Origin of the sequence: Aquibium microcysteis (assembly GCF_014495845.1) — a bacterium.
Taxonomy (GTDB): Bacteria; Pseudomonadota; Alphaproteobacteria; order Rhizobiales; family Rhizobiaceae; genus Aquibium; species Aquibium microcysteis.
Map to the genome: position 1 here is coordinate 5,445,786 of NZ_CP061080.1, position 25,764 is coordinate 5,471,549.

At 68.5% G+C, this 25,764-nt stretch carries 19 protein-coding genes and 1 tRNA gene; 11 read left to right on the plus strand and 9 right to left on the minus strand.

The features are described from left to right. The first annotated feature begins 106 nt into the window (after nucleotides 1–106). From IAI54_RS25675 to IAI54_RS25715, 9 genes are all read left to right on the plus strand, one after another. The gene (locus IAI54_RS25675; RefSeq protein WP_187969876.1) at nucleotides 107–1,549 is read left to right on the plus strand and encodes an aldehyde dehydrogenase; all 1,443 of its coding nucleotides are present in this window, start codon (nucleotides 107–109) and stop codon (nucleotides 1,547–1,549) included. 361 nt (nucleotides 1,550–1,910) lie between these two features. Then, entirely contained in the window at nucleotides 1,911–3,374 is a 1,464-nt protein-coding gene (locus tag IAI54_RS25680; RefSeq protein ID WP_210321177.1) for an aldehyde dehydrogenase, read from the plus strand. Between the two features lie 59 nt (nucleotides 3,375–3,433). Continuing rightward, nucleotides 3,434–4,630, plus strand: a complete 1,197-nt coding sequence (locus tag IAI54_RS25685) for an amino acid ABC transporter substrate-binding protein (protein ID WP_187969877.1) — start codon at nucleotides 3,434–3,436, stop codon at nucleotides 4,628–4,630. Between the two features lie 123 nt (nucleotides 4,631–4,753). After that, a complete protein-coding gene (locus IAI54_RS25690) occupies nucleotides 4,754–5,620 on the plus strand; it encodes a branched-chain amino acid ABC transporter permease (protein ID WP_187969878.1) in 867 nt (288 codons plus the stop codon). Continuing rightward, on the plus strand, nucleotides 5,617–6,585 hold the full coding sequence (locus tag IAI54_RS25695; RefSeq protein ID WP_210321178.1) for a branched-chain amino acid ABC transporter permease: 969 nt from the start codon (nucleotides 5,617–5,619) through the stop codon (nucleotides 6,583–6,585). Before IAI54_RS25690 ends, IAI54_RS25695 begins: the two co-directional genes overlap by 4 nt. Nucleotides 6,586–6,769: 184 nt before the next feature. Beyond that, on the plus strand, nucleotides 6,770–7,498 hold the full coding sequence (locus IAI54_RS25700; RefSeq protein WP_187969879.1) for an ABC transporter ATP-binding protein: 729 nt from the start codon (nucleotides 6,770–6,772) through the stop codon (nucleotides 7,496–7,498). Beyond that, nucleotides 7,491–9,272 (plus strand): ATP-binding cassette domain-containing protein, encoded by a 1,782-nt coding sequence (locus tag IAI54_RS29225; protein ID WP_187969880.1) that lies wholly within the window; start codon nucleotides 7,491–7,493, stop codon nucleotides 9,270–9,272. The genes IAI54_RS25700 and IAI54_RS29225 overlap by 8 nt, the downstream gene beginning before the upstream one ends. A gap of 2 nt (nucleotides 9,273–9,274) precedes the next feature. Continuing rightward, on the plus strand, nucleotides 9,275–10,735 hold the full coding sequence (locus IAI54_RS25710; protein ID WP_187969881.1) for an aldehyde dehydrogenase family protein: 1,461 nt from the start codon (nucleotides 9,275–9,277) through the stop codon (nucleotides 10,733–10,735). Between the two features lie 1,492 nt (nucleotides 10,736–12,227). Next, a tRNA-Gly gene (locus IAI54_RS25715) sits at nucleotides 12,228–12,302 on the plus strand. 103 nt (nucleotides 12,303–12,405) lie between these two features. Here the strand turns inward: IAI54_RS25715 and IAI54_RS25720 are convergent. The 3 genes from IAI54_RS25720 to IAI54_RS25730 all read right to left on the minus strand — a co-directional run bounded on the left by IAI54_RS25720 (nucleotide 12,406) and on the right by IAI54_RS25730 (nucleotide 16,326). Further along, nucleotides 12,406–13,566 (minus strand): rhamnan synthesis F family protein, encoded by a 1,161-nt coding sequence (locus IAI54_RS25720; RefSeq protein WP_210321179.1) that lies wholly within the window; start codon nucleotides 13,564–13,566, stop codon nucleotides 12,406–12,408. Continuing rightward, nucleotides 13,566–14,447 (minus strand): glycosyltransferase family 2 protein, encoded by an 882-nt coding sequence (locus IAI54_RS25725; RefSeq protein WP_210321180.1) that lies wholly within the window; start codon nucleotides 14,445–14,447, stop codon nucleotides 13,566–13,568. Before IAI54_RS25725 ends, IAI54_RS25720 begins: the two co-directional genes overlap by 1 nt. An 88-nt stretch (nucleotides 14,448–14,535) precedes the next feature. Next, on the minus strand, nucleotides 14,536–16,326 hold the full coding sequence (locus tag IAI54_RS25730; RefSeq protein WP_235679454.1) for an ABC transporter ATP-binding protein: 1,791 nt from the start codon (nucleotides 16,324–16,326) through the stop codon (nucleotides 14,536–14,538). A 158-nt stretch (nucleotides 16,327–16,484) separates the two neighbouring features. On the opposite strand from IAI54_RS25730, the gene IAI54_RS25735 reads away from it, so the two are divergent. After that, nucleotides 16,485–18,941, plus strand: a complete 2,457-nt coding sequence (locus IAI54_RS25735) for a glycosyltransferase family 2 protein (RefSeq protein WP_187969883.1) — start codon at nucleotides 16,485–16,487, stop codon at nucleotides 18,939–18,941. Between the two features lie 218 nt (nucleotides 18,942–19,159). Beyond that, nucleotides 19,160–19,468 (plus strand): GtrA family protein, encoded by a 309-nt coding sequence (locus tag IAI54_RS25740; protein ID WP_235679173.1) that lies wholly within the window; start codon nucleotides 19,160–19,162, stop codon nucleotides 19,466–19,468. Here IAI54_RS25740 and IAI54_RS25745 read toward each other — a convergent pair. From IAI54_RS25745 to IAI54_RS25770, 6 genes are all read right to left on the minus strand, one after another. Further along, a complete protein-coding gene (locus IAI54_RS25745; RefSeq protein WP_210321181.1) occupies nucleotides 19,431–20,432 on the minus strand; it encodes a glycosyltransferase family 2 protein in 1,002 nt (333 codons plus the stop codon). The two genes, IAI54_RS25740 and IAI54_RS25745, sit on opposite strands and share 38 nt — an antisense overlap. A gap of 21 nt (nucleotides 20,433–20,453) precedes the next feature. Then, nucleotides 20,454–22,190, minus strand: a complete 1,737-nt coding sequence (locus IAI54_RS25750; protein ID WP_187969885.1) for a hypothetical protein — start codon at nucleotides 22,188–22,190, stop codon at nucleotides 20,454–20,456. Nucleotides 22,191–22,306: 116 nt separating this feature from the next. Next, the gene (locus IAI54_RS25755; protein ID WP_187969886.1) at nucleotides 22,307–23,266 is read right to left on the minus strand and encodes a UDP-glucuronic acid decarboxylase family protein; all 960 of its coding nucleotides are present in this window, start codon (nucleotides 23,264–23,266) and stop codon (nucleotides 22,307–22,309) included. Between the two features lie 172 nt (nucleotides 23,267–23,438). Continuing rightward, entirely contained in the window at nucleotides 23,439–24,299 is an 861-nt protein-coding gene (gene rfbD, locus IAI54_RS25760) for a dTDP-4-dehydrorhamnose reductase (protein WP_187969887.1), read from the minus strand. Nucleotides 24,300–24,330: 31 nt separating this feature from the next. Then, nucleotides 24,331–24,885, minus strand: coding sequence for a dTDP-4-dehydrorhamnose 3,5-epimerase (rfbC, locus tag IAI54_RS25765; protein ID WP_187969888.1), 555 nt, complete (start codon nucleotides 24,883–24,885; stop codon nucleotides 24,331–24,333). Between the two features lie 254 nt (nucleotides 24,886–25,139). Next, complete coding sequence (locus tag IAI54_RS25770; RefSeq protein ID WP_187969889.1) at nucleotides 25,140–25,757, minus strand: ribonuclease D; 618 nt, start codon at nucleotides 25,755–25,757, stop codon at nucleotides 25,140–25,142. Nucleotides 25,758–25,764: the final 7 nt, after the last annotated feature.

Sequence of the window (25,764 nt, forward strand, 5' to 3'; positions counted from 1 at the left end):
GCCGGGTGGTGTTGTCTTGATCTTGCGCACCGGCGGGAGGCCCGAAAGGGAGCCGGGCGAGGCTGCTGGTGCGTGATGCGCCGGCCACGAAGGGAGGTTCGGTCACTTGGCGCGGGCAACGGTCGCGATCGTCGGCGGGCAGGCTCCGGCACCCATCCTGGAGAGGGTGAGCCCGGTGACCGGCGACGTCGTCAGCCGCGTTCACGCCTCATCCGTGGCCGAGGCGCGCCACGCCGCCAACGTCGCGGCTTCGGCATTTCCCGCCTGGTCCCGGACGCCGCCGGCCGAACGGCGCGCCGTGCTCGAGCGCGCGGCCTCGATCCTTCTCTCCCGCAGCCAGGATTTCGCCGCCGCCATCGGCGACGAGATCGGCGGCACGGCGGATTGGGCCGATCTCAACTGCCGTCTCGCCGCGTCGATCCTGCGCGAGGCGGCTGCGATGACGACGCAGATCGGCGGCGAGGTGATACCGTCCGACAGGGCCGGATCGCTGTCCCTGGCGGTGCGGCGACCCTGTGGCGTCGTGCTCTCGCTCGCACCGTGGAATGCGCCGCTGGTGCTCGGCGTGAGGGGCATCGCCATGCCGCTTGCCTGCGGCAACACGGTCGTCTTCAAGGCGTCGGAACTGTGTCCGCGCACGCATGCGATGATCGGCGATGTCTTCGCCGAGGCGGGGTTGCCGGCGGGCGTGGTATCCGTCGTCCACAACGCCGCCGACGAGGCGAGCGAGATCGCGGAGTCTCTGATCGCCCATCCCGCCGTGCGCCGCGTCACCTTCACAGGCTCGACACGTGCCGGCCGGGTCGTCGCCGAACTCTGCGCGCGCCACCTGAAGAAGGTGCTGCTCGAACTCGGCGGCAAGGCGCCCCTGATCGTGCTGGACGACGCCGACATCGACGAGGCGGTCGGAGCCGCGACCTACGGCGCCTTCTTCAACCAGGGCCAGATCTGCATGTCGACGGAGCGGGTCCTCGTCCACGAGGACGTGGCCGATGCCTTCCTGGAAAAATTCGCGGCGCGGGCGCGCGCGCTGAAGGCCGGCGATCCGCGCCTCGGGCGCTGCGCGCTTGGTCCGATGATCGGCGAACAGGCCGCGCAGCGCGTCAAGGCGATGATCGACGATGCCGTCGCCAAGGGCGCGCGCGTGGTCGCCGGCGGACGCCTCGACGGTGCCTTCCTCGACGCGACCATCCTCGACGGGCTGACGCCGTCGATGCGCATCTACTACGAGGAATCCTTCGGTCCCGTGGCGTCTGTCATGCGCTTCGGCGACGTCGACGAGGCGGTCTCGATCGCCAACGACACGGAATACGGCCTTGCCGCGGCGGTGTTCGGCCGCGACGTGACGCGTGCGCTTGCCGTGGCCGAACGGCTGGAAACCGGCATCTGCCACATCAATGCGGCGACGATCCAGGACGAGCCGCAGATGCCGTTCGGCGGCATGAAGTCCTCTGGCTACGGCCGCTTCGGTGGGCGCGCCGGCATCGACGAGTTCACCGAATTGCGCTGGATCTCCATCCAGAGCGGCAGCCAGGACTATCCGCTGTGAACGGCGCGGTCCGATCTCCGTTCCGGCGGCAGCCGTCGGCCGACGTGTATACAGGACGGGGGCAGGCTGTCCTCTCGGACATCCGGGTTCACCGGTCGCCGACAAGGTGTCGCAAGACTTGTGGCATGGGGGCTCCCGGGCGTTGTGACCATGAGATCGTCGGCAAGGTCGTGAGCCACCGTCCTTCACCGTGTGTATACATTTTTTGCAACCACCTCGTGACAGAAGCCCTTTCCCGCCCTACCTTGTCGGCGAAACGTGACGCCAGGCGGGAAGGAGCGGAACCTCTGCGGTTCCGTCGCCCGGCGTCCCGTGCGGGTGCGGGCCGCAGCCGCTCGCGCGACATCGTGGGAGGAAGAGCATGAATGTGATGTACAGGCCGTCGAGCGCACCGAAGGCGCCCGAGCGATTCTTCATCGGCGGTCGGTGGGTGGACCCGATCTCGCGCCAGACCCTGAAGGTCGTGTCGCCGACCACCGAGGAACTGCTGATCACCTATCCCGAGGCAGGGCCGGCCGACATCGATCGTGCCGTGGCGGCCGCCCGCGACGCTTTCGACAACGGCCCATGGCCGCGCATGGCGCCGTCCGAGCGTGCCCGCTACCTGCGCAAGGTCGCCGATCTGCTGACGGCCCGCCTCGACGAGATCGCCCATGCCTGGACCCTCCAGGTCGGCGCGCCGATCTCGCTGACGAAGAAGCTGGTCGGCCAGAATCCGACGCTGTTCAACTACTATGCCGACCTGATCGAGAAATACCCCTTCGTCGACGAGCGCCGGCGCGACGACGGCGGCCGGGTGCGCGTGGTCAAGGAGCCGGTCGGCGTCTGCGCGGCCATCACCCCGTGGAACGCGCCGCTGGTGCTCCTGAGCTACAAGATCGCGGCCGGTCTGGCCGCCGGCTGCACCATGGTCGCCAAGCCGTCGCCCGAGACGCCGCTGGAGGCCTACATCCTGGCCGAATGCATCGAACAGGCCGGTCTGCCGCAGGGCGTGTTCAACATCGTCCCGGCCGGCCGCGAGGGCGGCGACTATCTCGTCCGCCACAAGGGCATCGACAAGGTCGCCTTCACCGGCTCGACGGCCGCCGGCAAGCACATCGCCGCCGTCTGCGCCGAGCGACTGGCCCGCGTCAGCCTCGAACTCGGCGGCAAGTCGGCCGCCGTGCTGCTCGACGACGCCGACTTCGCCAAGGCGCTGCCGAGCCTCATGGTCTACACCATGCCGATCACCGGCCAGGTCTGCTTCTCGCTCACCCGCATCCTGGTGCCGGAGCGCCGCGAGAAGGAGTTCCTCGACCTCTATCTGGGCGCGGTCTCGAACATCAAGGTCGGCGATCCCTTCGATCCTGCCACCCAGATGGGACCGCTCACCATGGCCCGCCAGCGCGCCCGCGTCGAAGGCTACATCGCCGCCGGCCGGGCGGAAGGCGCACGCGTCGCCTGCGGCGGCGGCCGCCCGCGCGGGCTGGACAAGGGCTTCTACGTCGAGCCGACGGTGTTCACCGGCGTCACGCCGCACATGAAGATCGTCCAGGAGGAGATCTTCGGCCCGGTCGTCTCGGTGCTGACCTATCGCGACGAGGACGACGCCGCCGACAAGGCCAACAACTCGGCCTTCGGGCTCAGCGGCGCCGTCTACGCGTCCGATCCCGAGCGCGGCTACCGCATGGCGCGGCGCATGCGCACCGGCAGCGTGACGGTCAACGGCATGATCGTCGATCCCAAGCATCCCTTCGGCGGCTTCAAGCAGTCCGGCATGGGACGCGAGGGCGGACCCGAGGGCCTCGACAACTACGTCGAGACCAAGACCATCCACTTCGCCTGACCGCTCAGGGGCGGCAGGCGACCAGACTGACCAGACGAAACGGCAACAGGGAGGAAACCATGCTGAGACGTACATTCATCGCGCTGGCCGCATCCGCGGCGGCGATCGCGGCCGCAGCGCCGGCCTTCGCACAAGACGTGATCCGGCTCGGCGCCAGCGCGCCGAAATCCGGTCCGCTCGCCGGCGGCGCCGCCGTCACCCACTGGCCCAACATCCAGCTCTGGATGAAGGAAGTGAACGATGCCGGCGGCCTCAAGGTCGGCGACAAGCAGATGAAGCTCGAACTCGTCGAGTATGACGACAAGACCAACGGCGAGGAGGCGATCAAGAACATCCAGCGTCTCGCCACGGTCGACAAGGTCGACTTCATCGTCACCCCCTATTCCACGGGCCTCAACATCGCCACCGCGCCGATCATCGCGCGCTACGGCTATCCGCACATCACCACCAGCGCCGCGACCGACGGCGTCGCCGAATTCGCCAAGCGCTGGCCGAACTCGTTCTGGATGCTCGGCACGTCGAGCCAGCTCGCGGCCGGCGCGGTCCAGGCGCTCACCAAGCTCAAGGAAAAGGGCGAGATCGGCAACAAGGTCGCGCTGGTCAACGTCGCCGACGCCTTCGGTCTCGAGCTCGTCGGTGCCGCCAAGCCGGCGCTCGCGGCGGCCGGCTTCGAGATCGTCTACGAGAGCTCCTATCCGCTGGGCACGCAGGACCTCGCTCCGGTGATCAGCGGCGCCAAGGCGGCCGCACCCGATGCCTTCGTGGCCTTCTCCTATCCCGGCGACACTTTCGCGCTCACCGAGCAGGCGCAGGTCCAGGGGCTGAACGTCGGCGCCTTCTACACCGGCGTCGGCACCGCCTTCCCGGCCTTCGCCGGCCGCTTCAAGGAAGCCGCAAACGGCGTTCTCGGTATCGGCGGCGTCAACTCCGAAGACGAGAAGATCAAGGCCTACCTCGCCAAGCACCAGGAAGTGACCGGCGCCACGCCGGACTTCTGGGCCTCCGCCACCACCTATGCCGGCCTGCAGGTTCTCGGCCAGGCCATCGAGAAGGCCGGGACGCTCGACAAGGCAGCCGTGGTCGACGCCATCCGCACGGGCACCTTCCAGACCATCATCGGCGAGATCTCGATGCCGGAGAACGTCAACAGGAACGTCTGGACGGTCGGGCAGTGGGAGAACGGCATCTTCAAGGCGGTCGCTGCCGACGGGCTTCCGGTGGCCGGTGACCCGGTGAAGAAGCCGGCCTGGCAGTGACGGCCTGACGCAGGCGAGATCGCCCGTCCTGCGCCCGCGCGGCGAGGGGAGGGGCTTCGGACGGGGAATGCGAGGGGGCGTTCCCCGTCGGGACGAACGAAGACAGGACCAGATCGCAACCAGATGAACATCATCGTCACCGGCATCCTGCTCAGCGGCACCTACGCGCTCGTCGCGCTCGGCCTCACGCTGCAGTACGGCGTCGCCCGCATCATGAATCTCGGCAATGGCGAGACGCTGGTCGCGGCCTGCTTCGTCGCCTTCTGGCTCTACACCGGATTCGCGATCAACCCGCTGGTCGGGCTGCTGCTCATCGCGCCCGCCGCCTTCGCCATCAACTGGGGCATCTATGCGGTCGCGCTGCAGCCGCTGGTCAAGCGGGCGAAGAACCGCGGCCAGCTGGAAGTGGATTCCATCCTCGCCACCTTCGGCCTGCTCTTCCTGCTGCAGGGCCTCATGATCCTCGCCTTCGGCGGCGAGTACCGCTCCTACACCTTCCTCGCCGAGCGCTTCGATCTCTTCGGCAATTCCTACGGGCTGAACCGCGTCGTCGCCTTCCTCGCCGCGGTCCTCATCGCCGGAGGGCTCTGGTTCTTCCTCTACCGCACCCGCCAGGGAACCGCCCTGCGCGCCGTCGCCGTCGACCCGAACTCGGCCAACCTCGTGGCGATCGACGTCGCCCGCACGGCCGCCTTCGCCTTCGCGCTCGGCGGCGCGCTCACCGCCTGCGGCGGTGCGCTCCTGTCCACCTTCTACACCTTCAACGCTTCGATGGGCGTCGTCTTCACCATGAAGGCGCTGATCATCGTCATCATGGGCGGTGTCGGAGACGTCCGCGGCGCGGTGCTCGCCGCCCTCATTCTCGGCATCGCGGAGACCTTCGTGGCGAGTGTCATCGATCCGGGCCTGACGCTGGCCGCCACCTACGGCCTCTTCATCCTGGTTCTCCTGTTCCGGCCGCAGGGCATCTTCGGGAGGGCGCCGACATGATGGGCCTCACGCCGCAGGAGACGAAGAACCTCGGGATCGGCGCGGCTCTGATCGCGCTTGCGGCCCTGCTGCCGCTCTTCGACCAGGGCTTCTACCTGTCGATCTCGGTCAACATCGTCCTCTACGCCGCGCTCTGCACCGCCTGGGCGCTGTTTTCGGGGCCGACCCACTACGTCTCGCTCGCCACCGCCGCCTTCTACGGCCTCGGCACCTATTCGGTCGGCCTCGGCATCGAGGTGCTGCCCTATCCGCTGCTCCTGCTCATCGCCGCCGCCATCGGCGCGGTCATGGCCGGGCTGGTCGGAGCGGCGACGCTGCGCATCTCGGGCGTCTATTTCGTCATCTTCACCTTTGGTCTCGCCGAACTCGTGCGCCAGCTCGTCACCTGGACGCAGACCAAGGTCTCGACCGCCATGGGCCTCTACGTCTTCACCGAGATGACCGAGAGCCACATCTACTGGATGCTTCTGGCGCTCACCGGCGCCGTGTTCCTGACCAGCTTCCTGATCGCCCGCTCGCGGCTCGGCTTCGCCATGACCGTCATCGGCAACGACGAGACGGTGGCGCGCCATGTCGGCATCGATACGGCGCGCTCGAAGATCATCCTGTTCATGATCTCCGGCGCCTTCATCGCCATGGCCGGCGCCATCACCGCGCCGCGCTACATCTACATCGAGCCGCCCTCGGCCTTCAATCCGATGATCTCCTTCCTGGTCGTCATCATGGCGCTGCTCGGCGGCACCAGGCGGCTGTGGGGTCCGCTGGTCGGCGTCATACCCTTCACCATCGTCATGGACTTCATCTCGTCCAACTTCCCCAACCACACCATGATCGTGGTCGGCCTCGCCTTCCTGGCGATCGTCTACCTGATCCCGCACGGCGTGACCGGGCTTCTGGAGAAGGTGCAGGCCCGCTGGAAGCAGCGCTCCGCCCCCGCCGCGGTGGCCAAGGAGAAGCCGGCATGAAGAACGTGATGGCTGGCAGGCCACCCCCACGCCTCACCCCGCCTGGGCGAGCCGTTCGTCTCGCCCGTCCTGCGGCCCCCCACGAGGGGGAGGGGGGCGCCGACGGTGCAGAATCCCCCTCCCCCCTGAGGGGAGGGGTAAGGGGTGGGGGTAAGGCACCGGTCGTCGCGATGGAGCGCCGCGCATGACCGCCGCCCTCTCCATCCGCGCCGCGCGCAAGGCCTTCGGCGGCCTCGTCGCCGTCAACGACGTTTCCTTCGAGGTGAAGCAAGGCGAACTGCTCGGTCTGATCGGTCCGAACGGCTCCGGCAAGACGACCATGCTGAACCTGATTTCCGGCGCGCTGCCGCCGACATCGGGCGAGATCCTGCTCGACGGCAGGCGCATCTCCGGCCTGCCGGCGCATGCCATCGCCCGGCAGGGCGTGTCGCGCACCTTTCAGCTGGTGCGCGTCCTGCCCTCGCTCGACGCCGAGGAGAACGTCATGTCGGGCGCGGTCTTCGGCCTTGTCCGGCTCTGGGGCGAGGATGCCCGCCGGCGCGCGCGCGTGCTGCTCGACCGCGTCGGCCTCGGCGATCGTGCCCACATGCCCGTCGCAGCCATGACCTATATCGACCAGAAGCGCGTCGAACTCGCCCGCGCGCTCGCAGCGGATCCGCGCGTGCTGCTGCTCGACGAATGGCTGGCCGGCCTCAACCCGAGCGAACTGCAGATCGGAATTTCGCTGATCGACGAGCTGCGCCGCGAGGGCCGCACCATCGTCATGGTCGAGCACGTGATGGACGCCATCCGCTCGCTCTGCGACCGCTGCGTGGTGATGAGCTCGGGCCGGATGATCGCCGAGGGCGCCGTCTCGGAGACCCTGTCCGATCCGGAAGTCGTGCGCGCCTATCTGGGAGACGACGATGCTTGAGGTGCAGAACCTCTCCGTCAGCTACGGCCGGCACCGCGCGCTGGAAGGCGTCGGCGTCAGGGTCTCGAAGGGCGAGATCTGCGTCATCCTCGGTGCCAACGGCGCCGGCAAGTCGACGCTGCTGAAGACCATCGCCGGCATGGTCAAGCCCGAGGCGGGCGCGGCGATCGCCATGAACGGCCGCGCCATTGCCGGCATGAAGCCGCACCGGATCGTCGAGGAGGGCATCGCGCTGGTGCCGGAGGGCCGCGGTATCTTCGGCGAGCTGACGGTCGCCGAAAACCTGCAGCTCGGCGCCTTCGCCAACCGCGCCCGGCGCCACGAGCACGCGACGCTGGAACTGATCTACCAGCTGTTCCCGCGGCTCGCTGAGCGCAAGCGCCAGATCGCGCGCACCATGTCCGGCGGCGAACAGCAGATGGTGGCGATCGGCCGTGCGCTGATGTCGAAGCCCGACATCCTGATGCTCGACGAGCCCTCGCTCGGCCTGTCGCCGCTGCTCACCAAGGAACTGTTCCGCTCGCTGAAGCAGGTCGCCGCCACCGGCGTCGGCATCCTGATGGTCGAGCAGAACGCCCGCCAGAGCCTGGCCATCGCCGACCGCGGCGTGCTGATCGAGAACGGCCTCGTGACCGGCGAGGGCCGCGCCGCCGATCTCGCCACCGACCCGGCCGTCGTCAGCGCCTATCTCGGCGGCGGCGCCAAGGCCGCACCGAAGCCGGCTGCCGCCGGGTCCGGCCTGCTGCCGTCGATCAAGCTGCCGCCGGCGCTGAAGCTGCCGCTCGACCCCGCCGCCTGGCGCGGCGCGATCGGCGACATCGCCGGCCGGGCAGGCCGCGTGCAGGCCGCCTTCGTGCGGGCGCTGCGCCGCGACACCGCCGTGCCGAGTGCCTTCGCCGGGCGCTACGATCCGAAGGCGGGCACCGACCCCTGGGCCGAGCTGGCGCAGGCGCAGCCGATCGCATCGCCCACCCGCCCGGTGTCGAGCGACGCGCACCGGCTCGGCCTCGACGCCGATCTCTTCGCCGCCCGCGCCGCCCGCATCCAGGCCGCCTATGTCCGCGCCCTGCGCGCCCGGATGCGCCAGCCCAGCGCCTTCGAAGGCCGCTTCGACGCCGGTGCCGGCGCCGACGCCTGGGCCCGGCTCGACGCCGAACTCGAACGCGGGCCGGCCGGCCGCGCGCAGCCGGCCGACCTGCGCCGTCTGTCGAAGGATTCCGTGGCGCTGGCACGAAGCGCCGGCGAGCGGCTGTCGGCCCATGTGGAGGCGCGCCGCAAGGCCTCCGCGATGCCGTCCGCCTTCCAGCCGCGTCCGGAGGTCGCGCCGGCGCGCGGGCCCGACGCGCCAACCGCGCGCGGGCAGCGCCCCACCGCCAGCCACGGCCTGATCGGCCACAACAGCGCCCGCTTTGCAGTGGATGACGAGACGGCGCGGCCGGCCGAGGCGCCGGCGCCGCGTGTCGTCATGCCCGACCCGGCCGGTCTCGCTGCCCGAGCCGCCGCAATCCAGGCCGCGCATGTGGCGTCGCGCCGCAAGGCGCTCGTCGCCTTCACGTTGCCTGCTGCGCCGCCGCCGCCGGCCGAGGAACCCGCAGCGCCGTCGCAGCCGGTCGTCGAGCCCGCGGTCGACGAAGCGCCGGATGCCGACATCGCGGCCGGCGTCGATGGGTACGTCCCGGTCGCCGCGGCGGTCGAGATCCGCCGCACGAAGAAATCGGACAATTTCAACGATGCTTCCACCCCCAGGAAGCGGAAGAAGCGCAAGGAGGCTTGAACATGGCTCGCGTATTCGAGGGCACGTATATCGGCGGCGGCTGGTCCGCCACCCGCAAGACGTTCAAGGACCTGAACCCCGCCGACGGGTCGGTCTGGGCCGAGGTTCCGGATTCCGGCCGGGCCGAGGCAGCCGCCGCCATCGAGGCCGCCCATGCCGCCTTCCCGGCCTGGTCGCAGCTTCCCTTCTCCAAGCGCGCCCACGTGCTGCACAAGGCGGCCGAGATCTGGGAGCGCCGGCGCATGGAGATCGTCGACGCCATCCAGGCCGAAGGCGGCGGCTGGTTCGGCAAGGGCATGTTCGAGACCGGCTACACGACCGAAATCTTCCACGCCGCCGCCGCGTCGGTCTGGAATTCGACCGGCGAGGTGATGCCGTCCGAATACGGCAAGGTGTCGATGGCGGTGCGCCGGCCCATGGGCGTCGTCTCGGTCATCAGCCCGTGGAACTTCCCCTGCATCCTCACCGCCCGCGGCTTCCTGTTCCCGCTGGTCGCCGGCAACACGGTCGTGCTCAAGCCCTCGGAGGAGACGCCCTATCTTGGCGGCTTGCTGTTTGCGGAGATCTTCGAGGAGGCCGGCCTGCCCAAGGGCGTGCTCAACGTCGTCACCTGCTCGCGCGACAACGTCCAGGAAGTGGGCGACGAACTGATCGAGCATCCCTACGTCAAGGGCATCTCGTTCACCGGCTCCACCGCCGTCGGCCGCCAGATCGCCGCCAAGGCGGGCGCCCATCTCAAGAAATGCTGCGTCGAGCTCGGCGGCAAGGATTCGCTCATCGTCTGCGACGATGCCGACATGGAGCGCGCCACCCAGGCCGCCAATTTCGGCTCCTTCATGCACCAGGGCCAGATCTGCATGTCTGTCGAGAAGGTGCTCGTCCACGAGAAGATCTTCGACGACTTCCTCAAGCGCTTCGTCGAGCGGGCGGCCAAGCTCAAGGTCGGCGACCCGACCAGGAGCAAGGAGCACGTCATCGGCCCGCTCATCAACGACAAGCAGGTCGCCAAGGTGAAGGAACAGCTCGACGACGCGATCGCCAAGGGGGCGAAGGTCGTGCTCGGCGGCAAGATCGAGGGCCGCTTCGTCGAGCCGACGATCCTCACCGGCGTCACGCCCGACATGAAGCTCTACCAGGACGAGACCTTCGGCCCCGTCGTGCCGGTCATCCCGTTCCGCACCGACGAGGAGGCGATCCAGATCGCCAATGATTCGGAATACGGGCTGTCGGCGGGCGTCATGACGCGCGACGAGGGCAGGGGGCTCGCCATCGTCGGCCAGCTCGACACCGGCAACTGCCACATCAACTGCTCCTCGGTGAACGACGAGCCGCACGTGCCTTTCGGCGGCTTCAAGGCCTCGGGCGTCGGCAAGCATGGCGGCCGCTGGTCGCTGGAAACCTTCACCGAGACCCGCTGGATCACGCTCGACCGCGGCGGCCGTCCCTACCCGCCGGTCTTCTGAGCCGGCATGCGGCTGGCGGCGGAAACAGGCCCGCCGCCCGCCGCTGATGATCGGCTTCGTCCAGGATGCGCCACGTCCGCGCCTCCCCCCGCCTTCGTCATCCCGGAACGCGGCGTCGACGGCCTTCGGCCTGCTCCGCCCGAGGATGACGAAGGTGAAAGGGGCGCCGCGAAGGTGGACCGCGACCGCCACGAGCAGGACGCAAGTCGGACCCAACGCCCTCCGATCGCGCCTCCCCCCGCCTTCGTCATCCCGGAACGCGACGTCGAGCGGAGCGAGACGGCGCGTATCCGGGATCCATGCCTCGCCGCGCCGGAACACGTGCCCTCGCCGAAGCTTCGGGGACGCTGCCGTCTTTCATCGTCGTCCCGCCTGTCGACATCCGCCGAGGCATGGATCCTCGGGTCTGCGCGACGGCCTTCGGCCTGCTCCGCCCGAGGATGACGAAGGTGAAAAGGGGCGCCGCGGAGGTGGACCGCGACCGCCACGAGCAGGACGCAAGTCGGACCCAACGCCCTCCGATCGCGCCTCCCCCCGCCTTCGTCATCCCGGAACGCGACGTCGAGCGGAGCGAGACCGCGCGTATCCGGGATCCATGCCTCGCCGCCACCGGCAGGCGAGACGGTGCAGGAGGTTCCCCGGACGCCGCCGTCTTTCATCGTCGTCCCGCCTTTCGACACCGGCCGAGGCATGGATCCTCGGGTCTGCGCGACGACCTTCGGCCTGCTCCGCCCGAGGATGACGAAGGTGAAAAGGGGCGCCGCGGAGGTGGACCGCGACCGCCACGAGCAGGACGCAAGTCGGACCCAACGCCCTCCGATCGCGCCTCCCCCCGCCTTCGTCATCCCGGAACGCGACGTCGAGCGGAGCGAGACCGCGCGTATCCGGGATCCATGCCTCGCCGCGCCGGAACACGTGCCCTCGCCGAAGCTTCGGGGACGCCGCCGCCTTTCGTCGTCGTCCCGCCTTTCGACATCGGCCGAGGCATGGATCCTCGGGTCTGCGCGACGGCCTTCGGCCTGCTCCGCCCGAGGATGACGAAGGTGAAAGGGGCGCCGCGAAGGTGGACCGCGACCGCCACGAGCGCGAAGCCTGGCCCACGGACCCTCCGGTCGCGCCTCCCCCCGCCTTCGTCATCCCGGAACGCGGCGTCGAGCGGAGCGAGACGGCGCGTATCCGGGATCCGTGCCTCGCCGCCACCGGCAGGCGAGACGGCGCAGGAAGTTTCCGGATGCCGCCGCCTTTCGACGGCCGCCTCGCCCACTCCGCGAGGTGATCCGGTGCAGGACAGCCTCCATCCCGCCCCGTCCTGCCCTGACGTCCAATACGCGACGGGCCGGCACTCCGTCGCAGCCGCCGGAACGGACCTCCTCGCGGGCATCGGCGCCCACCGAAAAATGCGCCGGCAACCCGACGGAGACCCGTTTTTCCCTGTTGCAATCGCCGAACAGTTCGGCCATATAGCCGTCACTTGCGGCGACGAGCCGCGCGAGCGGGTGTAGCTCAGGGGTAGAGCACAACCTTGCCAAGGTTGGGGTCGAGGGTTCGAATCCCTTCGCCCGCTCCAGTTTCTCGTCAGGACAAAAGCCGCGGTCTTCCGCGGCTTTTGTCGTTTTGGAGGCGGGAGCGGCGCTTCCCGCCTTCCCGGCCCGCGGCGCGGTGAACCGTCGCTACCGCCGTGCGCCGCCATCCAGCCCGCGGTCGCGGACGATGGCCGCGATCTCCGCCAGCATCCCGGAAGCCTCGGCGCCGAGCCCCTCGACGAACCGGATCGTCTGCTCTCGCGCGACGGGGTCGAGCCAGACCGGCGATTTCTTCAGGAAGGGATAGCCGGCCGTCTCGTGCAGGTAGCCGGGAATGGTATAGGCCATCCCCTGCCGTGCGACAGCCATGAGGAACAGCTTCTCCAGGGTCCGGCGTGGCACCATGCCGGCCGCGTCGTCTGCGAGGATCGTCGCGAACATGTCGCGCAGCACGGTATGCTCGGGAATGATGACCTGGCCGACATGGCGGCGCAGCGCCGCGTCGTCGAGGCGCGCGAGATCGCGGTCGAGGTGGTCGACGTCGAAGATCGAGCCGTGCCGGTGACCGCGCCGGATCGCCCATTGCGTCAGCCCGATTTCGCCGCGCCGCACCGTCCGCGACTTGACGTCCGACAGGCGGAAGCCTCGCCAGAACCGGAGGAAGGCGGGATCGGCGATCAGCGCAGCCGACAGGGAGATCGCGAAGGAGCAGTAGTGAAAGCTGCGCCTCGTCCTGTCCTGCGACCAGGACAGGCTTTCGAACCGCGCGACGTCGGGCGGGTCGATCGCGTAGTTGCTCGCCGCACCCGCATAGTCGAACCCGCTCTCCTCGGCCAGCGTCAGCCAGTCGCGCGAACCGGGAAGCGGAAACCAGCAGGAATCGTTGAGAAGCACCAGACGCCGCAGCCGCGGAAGGTCGTCGGCGAGCGACAGGACGCCTTCCCGGTAGGCACCGAAATCATAGCCGAAGTTCGACCGCTCGATGAGCAATGTACTCAGTTCCGCCAGTGCGTTCCGGTCGGCCGCCTCGAGCGGAAGATTGCTCACCGTCACCGGCGAATAGCCGCGCGACGCGATGTAGCGAAGGCTTTGGAGATGGCTGGACTGCACGCCGTGCCGCGGAAAGATCACGAAGACGGCAGCCTTGTCCCTGCGCGGCACCGCGCCGGCGGTCCGGAGCTGCAGCGGGCGCAGGTCGCGGTCGTGCCGGCGGGTCGCCAGGAGATATTCCTCCGCGACCGCAGGAATCGCCGCCAGCTGCCGCCGCACCCGGTCGAACTCGCGCCGCAGCTTGCGTCGGTCGGGCATCACGCGGAGCCTTCCTCGCCGCGCGTCGCAGGGTTCCTCGCTTCCTCGATCACGCCCCGGAGGAAAGCCCACTGCTTGGCGCGCCTGACGGGCGACCACAGGACTTCGGGGTTGAGGCACTGAAGCGCCGCCGTCGCGATCGCTGCGGTCACGGCGCGGGGCACGCCATGCTTGCGTGCGGCATAGACCCTCGACCGGCCCATCCACCAGCCCTTCCGCCGCGCGATCGCCACCGAACGGCCCGAGCCCATGCCGCCGGCATGCACCACCGTCGCGTTGCGGACCAGCCGCAGCTCCCCCCCTGCCGCGCGCAGCCGGATGCTGAGGTCGTCGTCCTCGTGGTAGAGGAATATCCGCTCGTCGAACCGGCCGACGGCCTCGAAGGACCCGCGGCGCACGCACAGCGCCGCGCCGCTGAGCACCGGCACGACGCCGTCGTCGTCCGGTTCGGCGATCCATTGCGACTGCGGCAGCAGCACGCTGCGTCCCTTGAAGGCGGAGCGTCCGTCGCGGTCGACGAGGCGGGGGCTCGCCGCCACGCAGGCCGGGTAGCGGTCGAAGGCGCGGAGCAATTCCTCGAGCGCGCCATCGACGAGGCGGGCGTCCGGGTTCACGAAGAACACGAACTCGGTCGAGGTCGCGGCGCAGCCCCGGTTGCAGGCCGCGCCGAAGCCGACATTGCGCGCGCCGTGGATCAGCGTCGCACCGGTTCGCCTGGCGAGATCGGCGACCGCTGCGGCGTCTGAGCTCGCATTGTCGACGAGAACGACCGGGCAGCGACGGGCGACGCTCTCCAGGAGATCGCCGACCACGCCGCCGCTCTCATGGGTGACGCAGACGATGGAGATCCTGTCCGCCAGGGCGGGCGCTCTCGCGTTCATTGCGGCCTTGCCCGCGACGGCGATGGCGCAGCGTAAGGCTCCCCGCCTTTCGGATGGGGCCGGGGTGGGGGCATCGGACTGGCGCCGGTCACGCTCCCGCCACTCCCGTCACGTTGGCCACCGGTCCGGCATCGGGAAGGAGCTGGTAGGTGTAGAGGCGGCGATAGGCGCCATCGCTGCGCAGCAGTTCGGCGGGCGGACCCTGCTCGACCACCCGGCCCTCCTCGATCACGATGATGTGGTCCGCGCGCGCCACCGTCGACAGGCGGTGCGCGATGGTGATCGTCGTGCGTCCATGCGCCAGCTGCTCGATGGCGGCGCGGATGCCCGCTTCCGATTCGGAATCCAGCGAACTCGTCGCTTCGTCAAGGATGAGGATTTCGCTGTTGCGAAGGAAGGCGCGGGCGACCGTGATGCGCTGCTTCTGTCCGCCCGACAGGTTGCGCCCGTTCTCGCCGACGTCGGTATCGTAGCCATTGGGCAGCGACATGATGAACCCGTGCGCGCTCGCCGCCTTCGCGGCCTCCACGATCTGCTCCTCGCTCGCCTCCTCGTTCCCGAGCGCGATGTTGTGGCGGATCGTGCCGGCGAAGAGGAACGGATCCTGCCCCACGTAGGAAATGCGCCGGCGCAGGGACGCGAACGTGACCTTTGCGATGTCGTGGCCGTCCACCGTCACCCGCCCTTCGTCCGGATCGTAGAGCCGCATGATCAGGTTGATGATGGTCGATTTTCCGGCGCCCGACGGACCCACCAGCGCCGTGACCTTGCCGGGTTCGAAGCTGAGGTCGAGCCCCGTCAGGATCGCCGGCCCGCCGCGATAGGAGAAGCCGAGCTTTTCCAGCCGGATCACGCCCGGCCCCGCGGGGAGGTCGATGGCGTCCGGCGCCTCCTTCAGCTCGATCGGGTGATCGAGGATCTCGAACAGCATCCTCACGCCCACCATGTTGGCCTCGATCTGCACGCGCATGCGCGCCAGCCGCTTGGCGGGTTCGTAGGTCAGGAGCAGCGCGGTCATGAAGGAGACGAGCGCGCCCGGACTGTTGCCGTTCTGGATGACCGCGATCGCGCTGAGCGCGATGGCTCCGGCGATCGCGATGCCGGCGAGCGTCTCCATCAGCGGCGAGGTGGCGGCCTCGATGCGCGTGATCGCGTTCGCCCGTTTCTCCACCGCACTGATCGACCTGTCCATGTCGCGCGTGAGCACCGGCTCCAGGCCGTAGGATTTGACCACCCGGAAGCCGGTGGTCGCTTCCTGCACCACGCGGATGATCTCGCCCAGCGAGGCCATCTCCATTTCCATGATCTTGCGCACCCTGGAGATCAGGAGCCGCGTTCCTATCAGCGCGAGCGGGCCGAGAACGAGGGCCAGCGTCGACAGGAGCGGCTGCTGGATGACCATCACGACCACCAGCCCGATGATGGTGAAGGTGTCGCGGACGAAGGACAGGACGATCGTGTCGATGACGCTGCGCGCGGCCTGCGCGGCATGCGTGACGCGCAGCAGGAGGTCCGAGGTCGCCTTGCTCTGGATGAAGGTCAGGTCGCTGCGGATGATGCGGTCGAACACCTTGCGCTGGTTTTCCGCGATGATCCGGTTGCCGGCCCGGCTGAGAAAGACCGTCTGCAGATAGGTGCTGGCCCCCTTCACGATGAAGATCAGCGCCACGGCCCCGGCGACGGCCATCGTCTTGACCACGTCCCGATCGACGACGACGCCGTTGACGATCTCGCGCATGATGAAGGCCGTCGAGGCGGTCATTGCGGCCGTCACCACCATGCCGGCCATGGCGAACGCATACCATTTCAACTGCTTGCGGAAACTGTCCTGGAACAGCCGGACGAGCAGGGTGTTCTCGATCCTCAGGAACCGTTGCAGAAAGTCTTTCAACGGTATCGACTCCGCCACGCGTTACACCGTCATCAAGCGGTCCGGCGCCGTCACTTGCCTCGCTGCCGGCCGCATGTCCATACCTTGCCTTTGCAGATCATCGCCCGCAAGGCAACGGGTGACGATGCGGAAACTGCGCGAATAGGTTGCAGGAGCGGTTGCGATACGCTCGATCCGCCGCTAGGAAATTCGGCTGCGGAGCGTCGATCTTGTCGGAATTCGCGGGTTCGGCTACGGCCTTGGCGCTGTGGGATCAACGGACGCATGCACATGTCGGCTTCATCGCATGGGAGCAAATCTTGACGCAGCCGGAGGCCGGGGGCGGGGCGCACCGCGACGTTCGGGTCGCGGTTTCGGGTTCCACTCCAGCCGGTCGCCGGCGCCGCATGCGGGGCCTCGTGCTCGACCTCGTGCAGCGGGACTCCTCCGGTTCCCGTTCTCCCGGTGGTCGGGCCGAACCGCGCCCGGGAGACGGGAGTGGAGTGGATTTCGATTTCGCGACGCTGCCGTCGGGATGGTACCGGATCGTCGCGACGCTGAGCTCCGGTGTTCCCGTCCGCCCGTATGTCTTCGTCGCCCGGGACCATGCCTTCTCACGCCAGCAGTCGGCCGGTCTGACCCGCATCGGCGGCACCGGCAACGTCTACGAAGGGCGGTTTCTCGCGCGTCTGCCCTTCGATTCGATCCGGCTCCAGATGGCCTGCGGGTCGGACGAGATCCGCTGGACCTCGATCAGGATCGACAGGCTCCCCCACTACCGGCGTTTTCCGGGCCTGTTCCTCTCGGCGCTGCATCAGGCGGAGTGGCGGCTCGCGCCCTTCGTCGCGCTGTGGCGAGACTATGCGAGGGTGAAGCGGGCACGGGATTTCATCGATCTGAACCGCTTCTGGCCACGACAGGAGAAGACGGCCGGCTACGATCGCTGGATCGAGCGGTTCGACTACGATGACGCGCACGATCGTCTTTCGCTGACCCGCAGCGTTTCCGCCTTGCCGTCGAAGCCCCTGATCAGCGTTCTGATGCCGGTCTACGAAACGCCTCGGGAGCTTCTCGACGAGGCGATCCGGTCTGTTCTGGCCCAGGTGTATGGCGACTGGGAACTCTGCATCGCCAATGACGGGTCGAAGAGCAGGCACATCCGGCCGCAGCTCGACCGCTGGGCGGCGAGGGACCGGCGCATCAGGGTCGTGCATCGCGCCGGCAACGGGCAGATCAGCCGCGCGACGAACGACGCCTTCGCGCTCGCCACCGGCCAGTGGATCGCGATGCTCGATCACGACGACGTACTCGCACCGAACGCCCTCGCCGAAATCGCGCTCGCCATCGCCGCACGCCCGGATGCTGCGCTGATCTACAGCGACGAGGACAAGATCGACGGCTCGGGTCGCCGCTTCGATCCGCACTTCAAGCCGGACCATTCGCCCGAGCTTCTACGGTCGATGAACTATTTCAATCACCTGACGGTCTGCCGGGCCGATCTCGTCCGCGCGGTCGGCGGCTGGCGGCCGGGCTTCGAGGGCGCGCAGGACTATGACCTCGTCCTGCGGATCGTCGAGCAGGTCGCTCCCGAGCGGATCGTGCACGTCCCGAAAGTCCTGTATCACTGGCGGGCGACGACGGGATCGACCGCGCTCGCCGGATCGGAGAAGGATTACGCCTGCCGGAACGGATTGCGCGCGCTCGAGGGACATCTTTCGCGTACGACGCCGGATGCGCGCGCGATCCGGATCCCCGGACTGCCATTCTATCGCGTCCGCCATGCCATTCGGCAGCCGGCGCCGCTCGTCACCCTGATCATTCCCACGCGCGACCGCGTCGACCTGCTTCGGGTCGCCGTGGGTTCGATCCTCGAGAAGACCACCTACCAGCCCTTCGAGATCATCGTCGTGGACAACAATTCGGAGCAGGCCGAGACCTTCGCCTATTTCGACGAGATCGCCAGCCACCCCAACCTTCGCATCGTCCGCTACCCGCATCCGTTCAACTATTCGGCCATCAACAACGAGGCCGTGCGCCATGCGCGCGGGGAGATCATCGGCCTCGTCAACAACGACGTCGAGGTCATCACCCCGGACTGGCTGGACGAGATGGTTTCCTGGGCACAGCTCGACCGGGTCGGCTGCGTCGGCGCCAAGCTCTATTTCCCCGACGAGACCATCCAGCACGCCGGCGTGATCCTCGGCCTCGGCGGAGTGGCCGGCCATTCGCACAAATATCTGCCGCGCGGCGAAAACGGCTATTTCTCGCGCGCCCGGGTCCTGCAGAACCTGTCTGCGGTGACCGGCGCCTGTCTGCTCGTCCGCCGTACCGTCTATGACGAGGTTGGAGGGCTCGACGAGGTCAGCTTCGAGGTCGCGTTCAACGACGTCGACTTCTGCCTGCGCGTACGCGCCGCCGGCTACGACAACGTCTGGACGCCGTTCGCCGAGCTCTACCATCACGAAAGCCCCTCGCGTGGCCCCGAGGACACGCCGGAGAAGCGGGCGCGGTTCGATCGCGAGAACGCGCAGATGAAGCAACGCTGGGCGGCGCAGCTCGCGGCCGATCCGTTCTACTCGCCGAACCTGACGATGGATTCCGAGGATTTCGGGTTGAAGAGGTGATCCGGCGCCCGTCGTGCCGGACCGAAGGATCGGGTGGTCGCCGGGCAGGATGGGGGCCCGCCGCGTCCGATCGTCGTCCGTGCGCCTCTCAGGGAAAGGGAAGTCGATTGTCCGGCAGGGAACGACGTCAGGGGTGGCCGGGGCTTCGCGCAGGACGGGTCCTGCGCTTCGCAGCCGTAGGCGTCACTGCCACGGCCGTGCATGCTGCGACGACCGTCGTGCTCGTCAGCGCCCTGTCGGCCGACGCTACGCTCGCGATGGTCCTGGGCACGGTTGTCGGCGTGACGACCTCGTACCTGGGCAACACCTTCTGGACGTTCTCGTCCCCCGGCCGCCATCGGGAGCAAATCCCGCGCTTCCTGCTCGTCTATGGCGCGATCATGGGCTTCAACACGCTGACGATGTTCGTTCTCGAGAGGCTTCTGGGCCTTCACTACCTGATACCCCTGGCGCTCGCGCTGACGGTCGCGCCCGCCCTGACCTTCCTCCTCAACGAGAGGTTCGTCTTTCCCCCCCGCCCGCGATAGGCACCGTCTCGGCGACGAAGACATCGGCGAGGTCGCGCGGCATCTTGGCCATGTCGCGGTCGTTGTTCAGGACGACGAAGAGCCCGCCGAGCGCCACCGCGGCATTCTGGACGAGGACGACCATCAGGATCCCGGCCACCGTCGTCGCCCAGCCCGGCGTTGCCATGCCCGCCAGCTTCAGAAGGACCGCCGCGACCGTCGCGACCGCCGAGAGGGCGAAGACGCCGGCCGAAAACAGCAGGATGCGCGTGAAGGCGCGCTCGCTGAACACCGCGACCGAACTCAGTCCATGAACGACAAGCGAAACGAGGCTCATCCTGGAGCGTCCCGCATAGCGCCTTCCCCTGTCGGCCGCGACGCGGACGATGCGGCAGCGCGACCGCAGCATGGTCGCCGGCACGTGCAGCAGAAGTTCATGCATCGACGTCAGCCGGCGGGCGGCGCCGACATCCATGGCGCTGAAGTTGCCGAAGGAGATGGATGTCCCGGTCAGGAGAGAAAACAGCCGTCGATACAGGTGATAGAACAGCGTGAACCGCAGTCCCTCGCTGCGCCGCCCCCGCTCGGCCACGACGATGCTTCCCGGATTTTCCCCGAGCGCGCGCAACAGCCGGGGAACGTCGGCAGGCCGATCCTCACCGTCACCGTCCATGACGACGATGATCCCCGCCGGACGGCGCGCCGCATGGCACAGGCCGATTCCGATCGCCCGCTGGTGCCCCACGTTGCGCACCAGCCTCAGCAGCGTGCAGCGGAAGGGCGTGGCGGCGACGGCATCCGCCAGCCCGGTTTCCGGTTCGGTCGAACCGTCATCGACGATCAGGATCTCGACCGGCCCCGGTTCGTCCGTCAATGCGCTGCCGAGGTCACGGATCAGCAGCCGCAGGGCGTCCCAGTCGTTGAAGACGGGGATGACGAAGACCATCCCGTTGCCCTCGTCGCCGGTGTCTCGTTCCGTGCTCACGTTCTGCTTCCTCCCCGCCCGTCAGCCCGGCGTCTCTTCGGCGTGGCTTGCGAGCGGACAGATCGTCGCTCCGTCGGACAGGACGGCGAAGGCGCGGTAATGCGAGATCGCGTCCGTGCGGTCCGCATAGCCGCGCCAGCCCGGCCGGCTCCCGGCCAGCGCCGGGTGGGCTTCGCCGACGTCCGGTCGCACGAGCCCGCTGCGGGCCAGCGAACGCACCGTTCCATCGCCGTCGAGCAGGACGACCCACTCCGGTGGCTTCTGCGCCGCGACGTCCCAGGCCCAGCCGTTGACGTAGCTGCCGTCCCTGATGCGGCCGAGATCGCTGCCCGCGTCGAAGAATCCGATGCAGCGTTCCGCAGGCGCGTCGGCGAAAAGGGTCCGTGCGGGACGCCCGATCCACCAGGGCTGCGGCCGCGCGTATACCGACCATCCCCGCACCGCCAGTCCCCGGACGACGGCCGCGTAGACGTCCTTCTGCGGGAAGATGCGGGTGGTCAGGATCTGGTCGTCGTCGACGCCGTTGACGATTGCCAGCACGGCGGTCCAGTGATCCTCGGCATGGTCCCGGCTCCATCGTGCGATGCCGAGCTGGGAAGGGATCAGAAGAATGCTCGTGAAGAGGCAGAGTCCGGTGAGGGCCCCAGCCTGCAGGCGGATCCAGTGTCCGAACCGCGCGGCGAAGAGCAGTGTCAGGCCGTTCCAGAACAGCACCTGGATGATCGCATAGCGCGGCGCCTGCGACTGGGCCGTTCCGAAATCCAGCCGCGAGAGAGCCGTCATCAACCCCGCGCCGAACGTGAACAGCAGAAGGAGGCACGCAAACTGCGGCAGACGCTCCCGCGGGCGGGAACGGCCCGTCAGCCCCTCGTGCAGGAGACCGGCGATGGCGGCGAGGCAGGCCAGCGCCGATACCACGAGCGAGATCGATTTCGCCGCCCCGTCGTCCAGGACCGGGCGCAGGAGCGCGCTGACGGGCGCGGAGAAGTAATGGACGAGGTATTCGGCGACCTGCACCGGCTTGCCGATCGCCAGGAGCGGGTTCGTGTGATGCTCGAGCGTCCGCGTGTTGTAGAGGAAGGCGTAGACCGCCATGTTCACGGCGAAGGACGCGAAGAGGATCCACGACGGCCGCCACGGCCAGCGGCGGCTGAGGGCGAACAGGATCGCCGCGATCCAACCGACCGCTCCATAGGCGAACGAGAACGTCGCCAGAGTCAGCAGCACGCAGACCGCGATCAGCCGCTCGCGGCGGAAGGTGGTTGCTCCGCCCTTCTCGCCCTCGAAGCCGATCAGCGCCCGGAAGGCGAGAAGGGTGAGGCCGGCCGCCATGTACATGTGAATCTGTTTCGGCCAGATCAGGTTCTCCTGATGGATCAGCCAGAACATGTTGGCGGCGAACAGCGCAGACACCATCGCGAGAACCCGCCTGGAGCGCGGCGCATGCCGACGGTACTCGTCCGCCAGCAGCCACACGATCAGGGCGTTCAGAAGCAGAATTCCCGCCACGAGCGAAATGCCGCGGGCGCGGAACAGTTCTGCGTCCGCGAGGAAGAGCGGCATCACGGCAATGGGCAGATGCTCGTTGTCGCGGAAGATGAAGAAGTCGCGAAGCGGCATCGCGAACAGGGCGTGGAAAACCCCGCCCATGTCCCAGTAGGGGAAGACGTGCATGTCGCGGAAGGCCACGTACACCGACATGGCGACCACCCCGATGCCGACGAGGATCGTGAGGATCAGAACCCCGTCCTGAAGCAATCTCCCGGCTGGCCCGGAAACACCGCCTGTCCTGCCCGTGCCTGCCATGAGGGGACCGCCGCCGGGGGCCCTGCGCGGGAGCTCCGCTGGAGAGGCGTCGTTGCGCATCGCTCCTCCTACGAGAAGTACCGCGACCTGAAGGAGTGGATGGTCCGCTCCAGCCCGTCGTCGAACGAGACCTTCGGCTCCCAGCCGATCACCGCCTTGGCGCGGCCGATGTCGGGGCGCCGTTGCTTCGGGTCGTCGGACGGGAGCGGCCGCCGTTCGAGGACCGACGAGGAGCCGGTCAGCTGAAGCACCTTCTCCGCGAGTTCGAGGATCGTGATCTCGACCGGATTGCCGAGGTTGATCGGCCCGGTATGCTCCGGCCCCGCCTCCATGAAGCGGATCATGCCGTCGATCAGGTCGTCGACATAGCAGAACGACCGCGTCTGCTGTCCCTCGCCATAGATCGTCAGCGGCTCGCCCTTCAGCGCCTGCATGATGAAGTTCGAGACCACGCGCCCGTCATTCGGGTGCATCCGCGGCCCGTAGGTGTTGAAGATGCGCACCACCTTGATCGGAACCGCATGCTGGCGGTGATAGTCGAAGAACAGCGTCTCGGCGCAGCGCTTGCCCTCGTCGTAGCAGGCCCTGAGGCCGATCGGATTGACGTTGCCCCAATAGTCCTCGGTCTGGGGATGCACGGTCGGATCGCCATAGACCTCGCTGGTCGACGCCTGGAGGATCGGTGCCTGCAGCCGCTTGGCGAGCCCCAGCACGTTGATGGCCCCGTGCACGGAGGTCTTCGTCGTCTGGACCGGATCGTGCTGGTAGTGCACCGGCGAGGCCGGACAGGCCAGATTGTAGATCCGGTCGACCTCCAGATGGATCGGGAAGGTGATGTCGTGCCGCAGCGCCTCGAAGCGCGGATTGGCGAGCAGGTGGCCGATGTTCGTCCGCGACCCCGTGAAGTAGTTGTCGACGCTGACGACCTCCGCGCCGCGGTCGAGCAGCCGTTCGCACAGGTGCGACCCGAGGAAGCCGGCGCCCCCCGTGACGAGGATACGCTCGTGATAGCCGCGGCTTGGAATCATGTCGGGGAGCCCTCGGTGCGGTTCGCGGCGCCGCCCGGCGCGCCGACGGCTGGAGGCATGGCGTGGTCGACGGGCCTGGAAAAGGCGCTCCGGCGGCTCGCATCGGACGCCGCGGCGACGCTCCCGCGGAAAGCGGACGCGACCGCAGCGGTCGTCCCGGCACCGGCCCGGCTCATCCTGCGTCCCTGATGGTCGCGACGATCTCCGCCAGGCTCTTCCGCCAGTCCGGTTGCGCCACGCCGAAGTCCTTCTCGAAGCGCGCGCAGTCGAGCCGCGAGTTCAGCGGCCGCCGCGCCGCGGTCGGATACGCGCTCGTCGGGATGTCCTCCACGCGGCAGGACAGGCCCGCCGCGGCCATGATCGCGCGGGCGAAGCCGGCCCAGCTCGTGTCGGGTGCTCCTGCGAAATGGTGCGTGCCGCCTTCCGCGCCCGCCGCCATGTCGCGCGCCGCCGACAGCAGCGCCTCCGCGATCGCGGCGGCCGGCGTCGGTCCGCCGATCTGGTCGGCGACGACCTTCACCGTCTCGCGCTCCCGCCCCAGCCGCAGCATCGTCCGGACGAAGTTGGTTCCGTGCGCCGACACCACCCAGCTCGTGCGCAGGACGAGGTGCCGCGCCCCGCTGGCGCGGATCGCGTCCTCGCCGGCAAGCTTCGAGCGGCCGTAGGCGTTCAGCGGATTGGTCTGGTCGTCCGGCCCGAACGGACGGGTGCCGGAGCCGTCGAAGACATAGTCGGTGGAAAGGTGAAGCAGCGGGATGCCGAGTTCGGCGCAGGCCCGAGCCATCGCGCCCGGCGCCGTGCCGTTCACCAGCGTCGCCAGCGCTTCGTCCGCCTCCGCCGCGTCGACGGCCGTCCAGGCGGCGGCGTTGACCACCGCGTCCGGCCTCGCGGCCCGGACCGCGGCGGCGCAGCCTTCCGGCACCGACAGGTCGGCCTGTTCCCGGCCGAGGAAGGTCGCCTTCATGCCGGGCGGACAGCGCCCCGCCAGTTCGCGTGCGACCTGTCCCGTCCTGCCGAAGACGAGCAGCTTCATCTGGCGTTGCCCCCTCCACGCACCGCGTCCGTCATGCCTTTTCGCCGAACACGAAGGGACTGTCGAAATCCGCAAAGGACGGCGCCCCGGCATCCTTGACCGACAGGATGGGAGCGGTCTCGAGCGGCCACGAAATGTCGAGGCTGTCCCAGCGCACCCCCCGGTCGCACTCCGGCGCATAGCCATCCGAGCACTTGTAATGCACGAGGGTGTTGGGCACCAGCGTGACGAAGCCGTGCAGGAAGCCTTTCGGAACGAAGATCTGGCGTCCGTTGTCCTGCGTCAGCTCGACGCCCGTCCAGCGGCCATAGGTCGGCGAACCGCGGCGGATGTCCACCGCCACGTCGAAGATCGCGCCCAGCACGCAGCGCACCAGCTTGTCCTGCGCATGCGGCGGTGTCTGGAAATGAAGGCCGCGCAGCGTGCCGGCCGCGGCCGACATGGAGCAGTTGTCCTGGACGAAATCGACGTCGATGCCGGCTCTGCGAAAGCCGTCCCGGTTCCAGACCTCCTCGAAGTAGCCGCGCTCGTCGACGAAACGGCGCGGCTCCAGGACGAGGAGTCCCGCGGGTCCCTCAGGTTGCATTCCCGTTTTCATGTCCGCTTCATTGCCCGTGTGGTCGCCGGTGCCGCGAAGGGTGCGGCTCTCTGTTCGCGGACGACATACCGGACTGCGCGGCAAAGGCAAGGAGGTGCGGGCCTGTCTATGCAGATCTTGCTGCAACCGGCCCGTGCAGCGTCCGCCTCCGTTCGGGAGGGGCTGACCCGTGGGCGATGCGCAGAAGGACATGCCTTCGGCGGGCCGGCGGCCTGCCGTCCCGTCCCGTCGGGCCGGCTCGGTCAGGAATGCGCGAAGATGTCTTCCTCGTCCCATCCCATCAGGTCGAGCTTGGCCCGTGTCGGCAGAAACTCGAAGCAGGCCGCCGCCTCCGCCGCCCGGCCGTCGCGCACGAGCCGTGCCGTCAGCGCCTCCCGCAGCCGGTGCAGGTAGAGCACGTCCGAAGCGGCATATTCCAGCTGCTCCGGCGACAGGATCTCCGCCGCCCAGTCGGACGACTGCTGCTGCTTCGACAGCGACACGCCGAGGAACTCCTGGCAGACGTCCTTCAGCCCGTGCCGGTCGGTATAGGTGCGCGTCAGGCGCGACGCGATCTTGGTGCAGAACACCGGCTGCGGCATGACGCCGAGATTGTGGAACAGCACGGCGAGGTCGAAGCGGCCGAAATGGAAGATCTTGGTGATCCCGGGATCGCGCAGCAGCCTTTCGAGGTTCGGCGCCCCGGTCTGGCCGCGCTCGATCTGGATGACGTCGGCAGAGCCGTCGCCCGGTGAGATCTGCACCACGCACAACCGGTCTCGGTGCGGCTTCAGTCCGAGGGTCTCGGTGTCGATGGCGATCGCGTCGACCGCGTAGTTGGAGAGATCCGGCAGGTCTTGCTTGTGGAAGCGGATGGTCATGATGCTC

Bases quoted from the DNA above. Each gene is read 5' to 3' on its own strand.
- IAI54_RS29225 (WP_187969880.1), top strand. From the start codon at position 7,491: ATGCTTGAGGTGCAGAACCTCTCCGTCAGCTACGGCCGGCACCGCGCG.
- IAI54_RS25770 (WP_187969889.1), bottom strand. From the start codon at position 25,757: ATGACCATCCGCTTCCACAAGCAAGACCTGCCGGATCTCTCCAACTAC.
- IAI54_RS25685 (WP_187969877.1), top strand. From the start codon at position 3,434: ATGCTGAGACGTACATTCATCGCGCTGGCCGCATCCGCGGCGGCGATC.
- IAI54_RS25695 (WP_210321178.1), top strand. From the start codon at position 5,617: ATGATGGGCCTCACGCCGCAGGAGACGAAGAACCTCGGGATCGGCGCG.
- IAI54_RS25690 (WP_187969878.1), top strand. From the start codon at position 4,754: ATGAACATCATCGTCACCGGCATCCTGCTCAGCGGCACCTACGCGCTC.
- rfbD (WP_187969887.1), bottom strand. From the start codon at position 24,299: ATGAAGCTGCTCGTCTTCGGCAGGACGGGACAGGTCGCACGCGAACTG.
- IAI54_RS25720 (WP_210321179.1), bottom strand. From the start codon at position 13,566: ATGCCCGACCGACGCAAGCTGCGGCGCGAGTTCGACCGGGTGCGGCGG.
- IAI54_RS25700 (WP_187969879.1), top strand. From the start codon at position 6,770: ATGACCGCCGCCCTCTCCATCCGCGCCGCGCGCAAGGCCTTCGGCGGC.
- IAI54_RS25680 (WP_210321177.1), top strand. From the start codon at position 1,911: ATGAATGTGATGTACAGGCCGTCGAGCGCACCGAAGGCGCCCGAGCGA.
- IAI54_RS25755 (WP_187969886.1), bottom strand. From the start codon at position 23,266: ATGATTCCAAGCCGCGGCTATCACGAGCGTATCCTCGTCACGGGGGGC.
- rfbC (WP_187969888.1), bottom strand. From the start codon at position 24,885: ATGCAACCTGAGGGACCCGCGGGACTCCTCGTCCTGGAGCCGCGCCGT.
- IAI54_RS25710 (WP_187969881.1), top strand. From the start codon at position 9,275: ATGGCTCGCGTATTCGAGGGCACGTATATCGGCGGCGGCTGGTCCGCC.
- IAI54_RS25725 (WP_210321180.1), bottom strand. From the start codon at position 14,447: ATGAACGCGAGAGCGCCCGCCCTGGCGGACAGGATCTCCATCGTCTGC.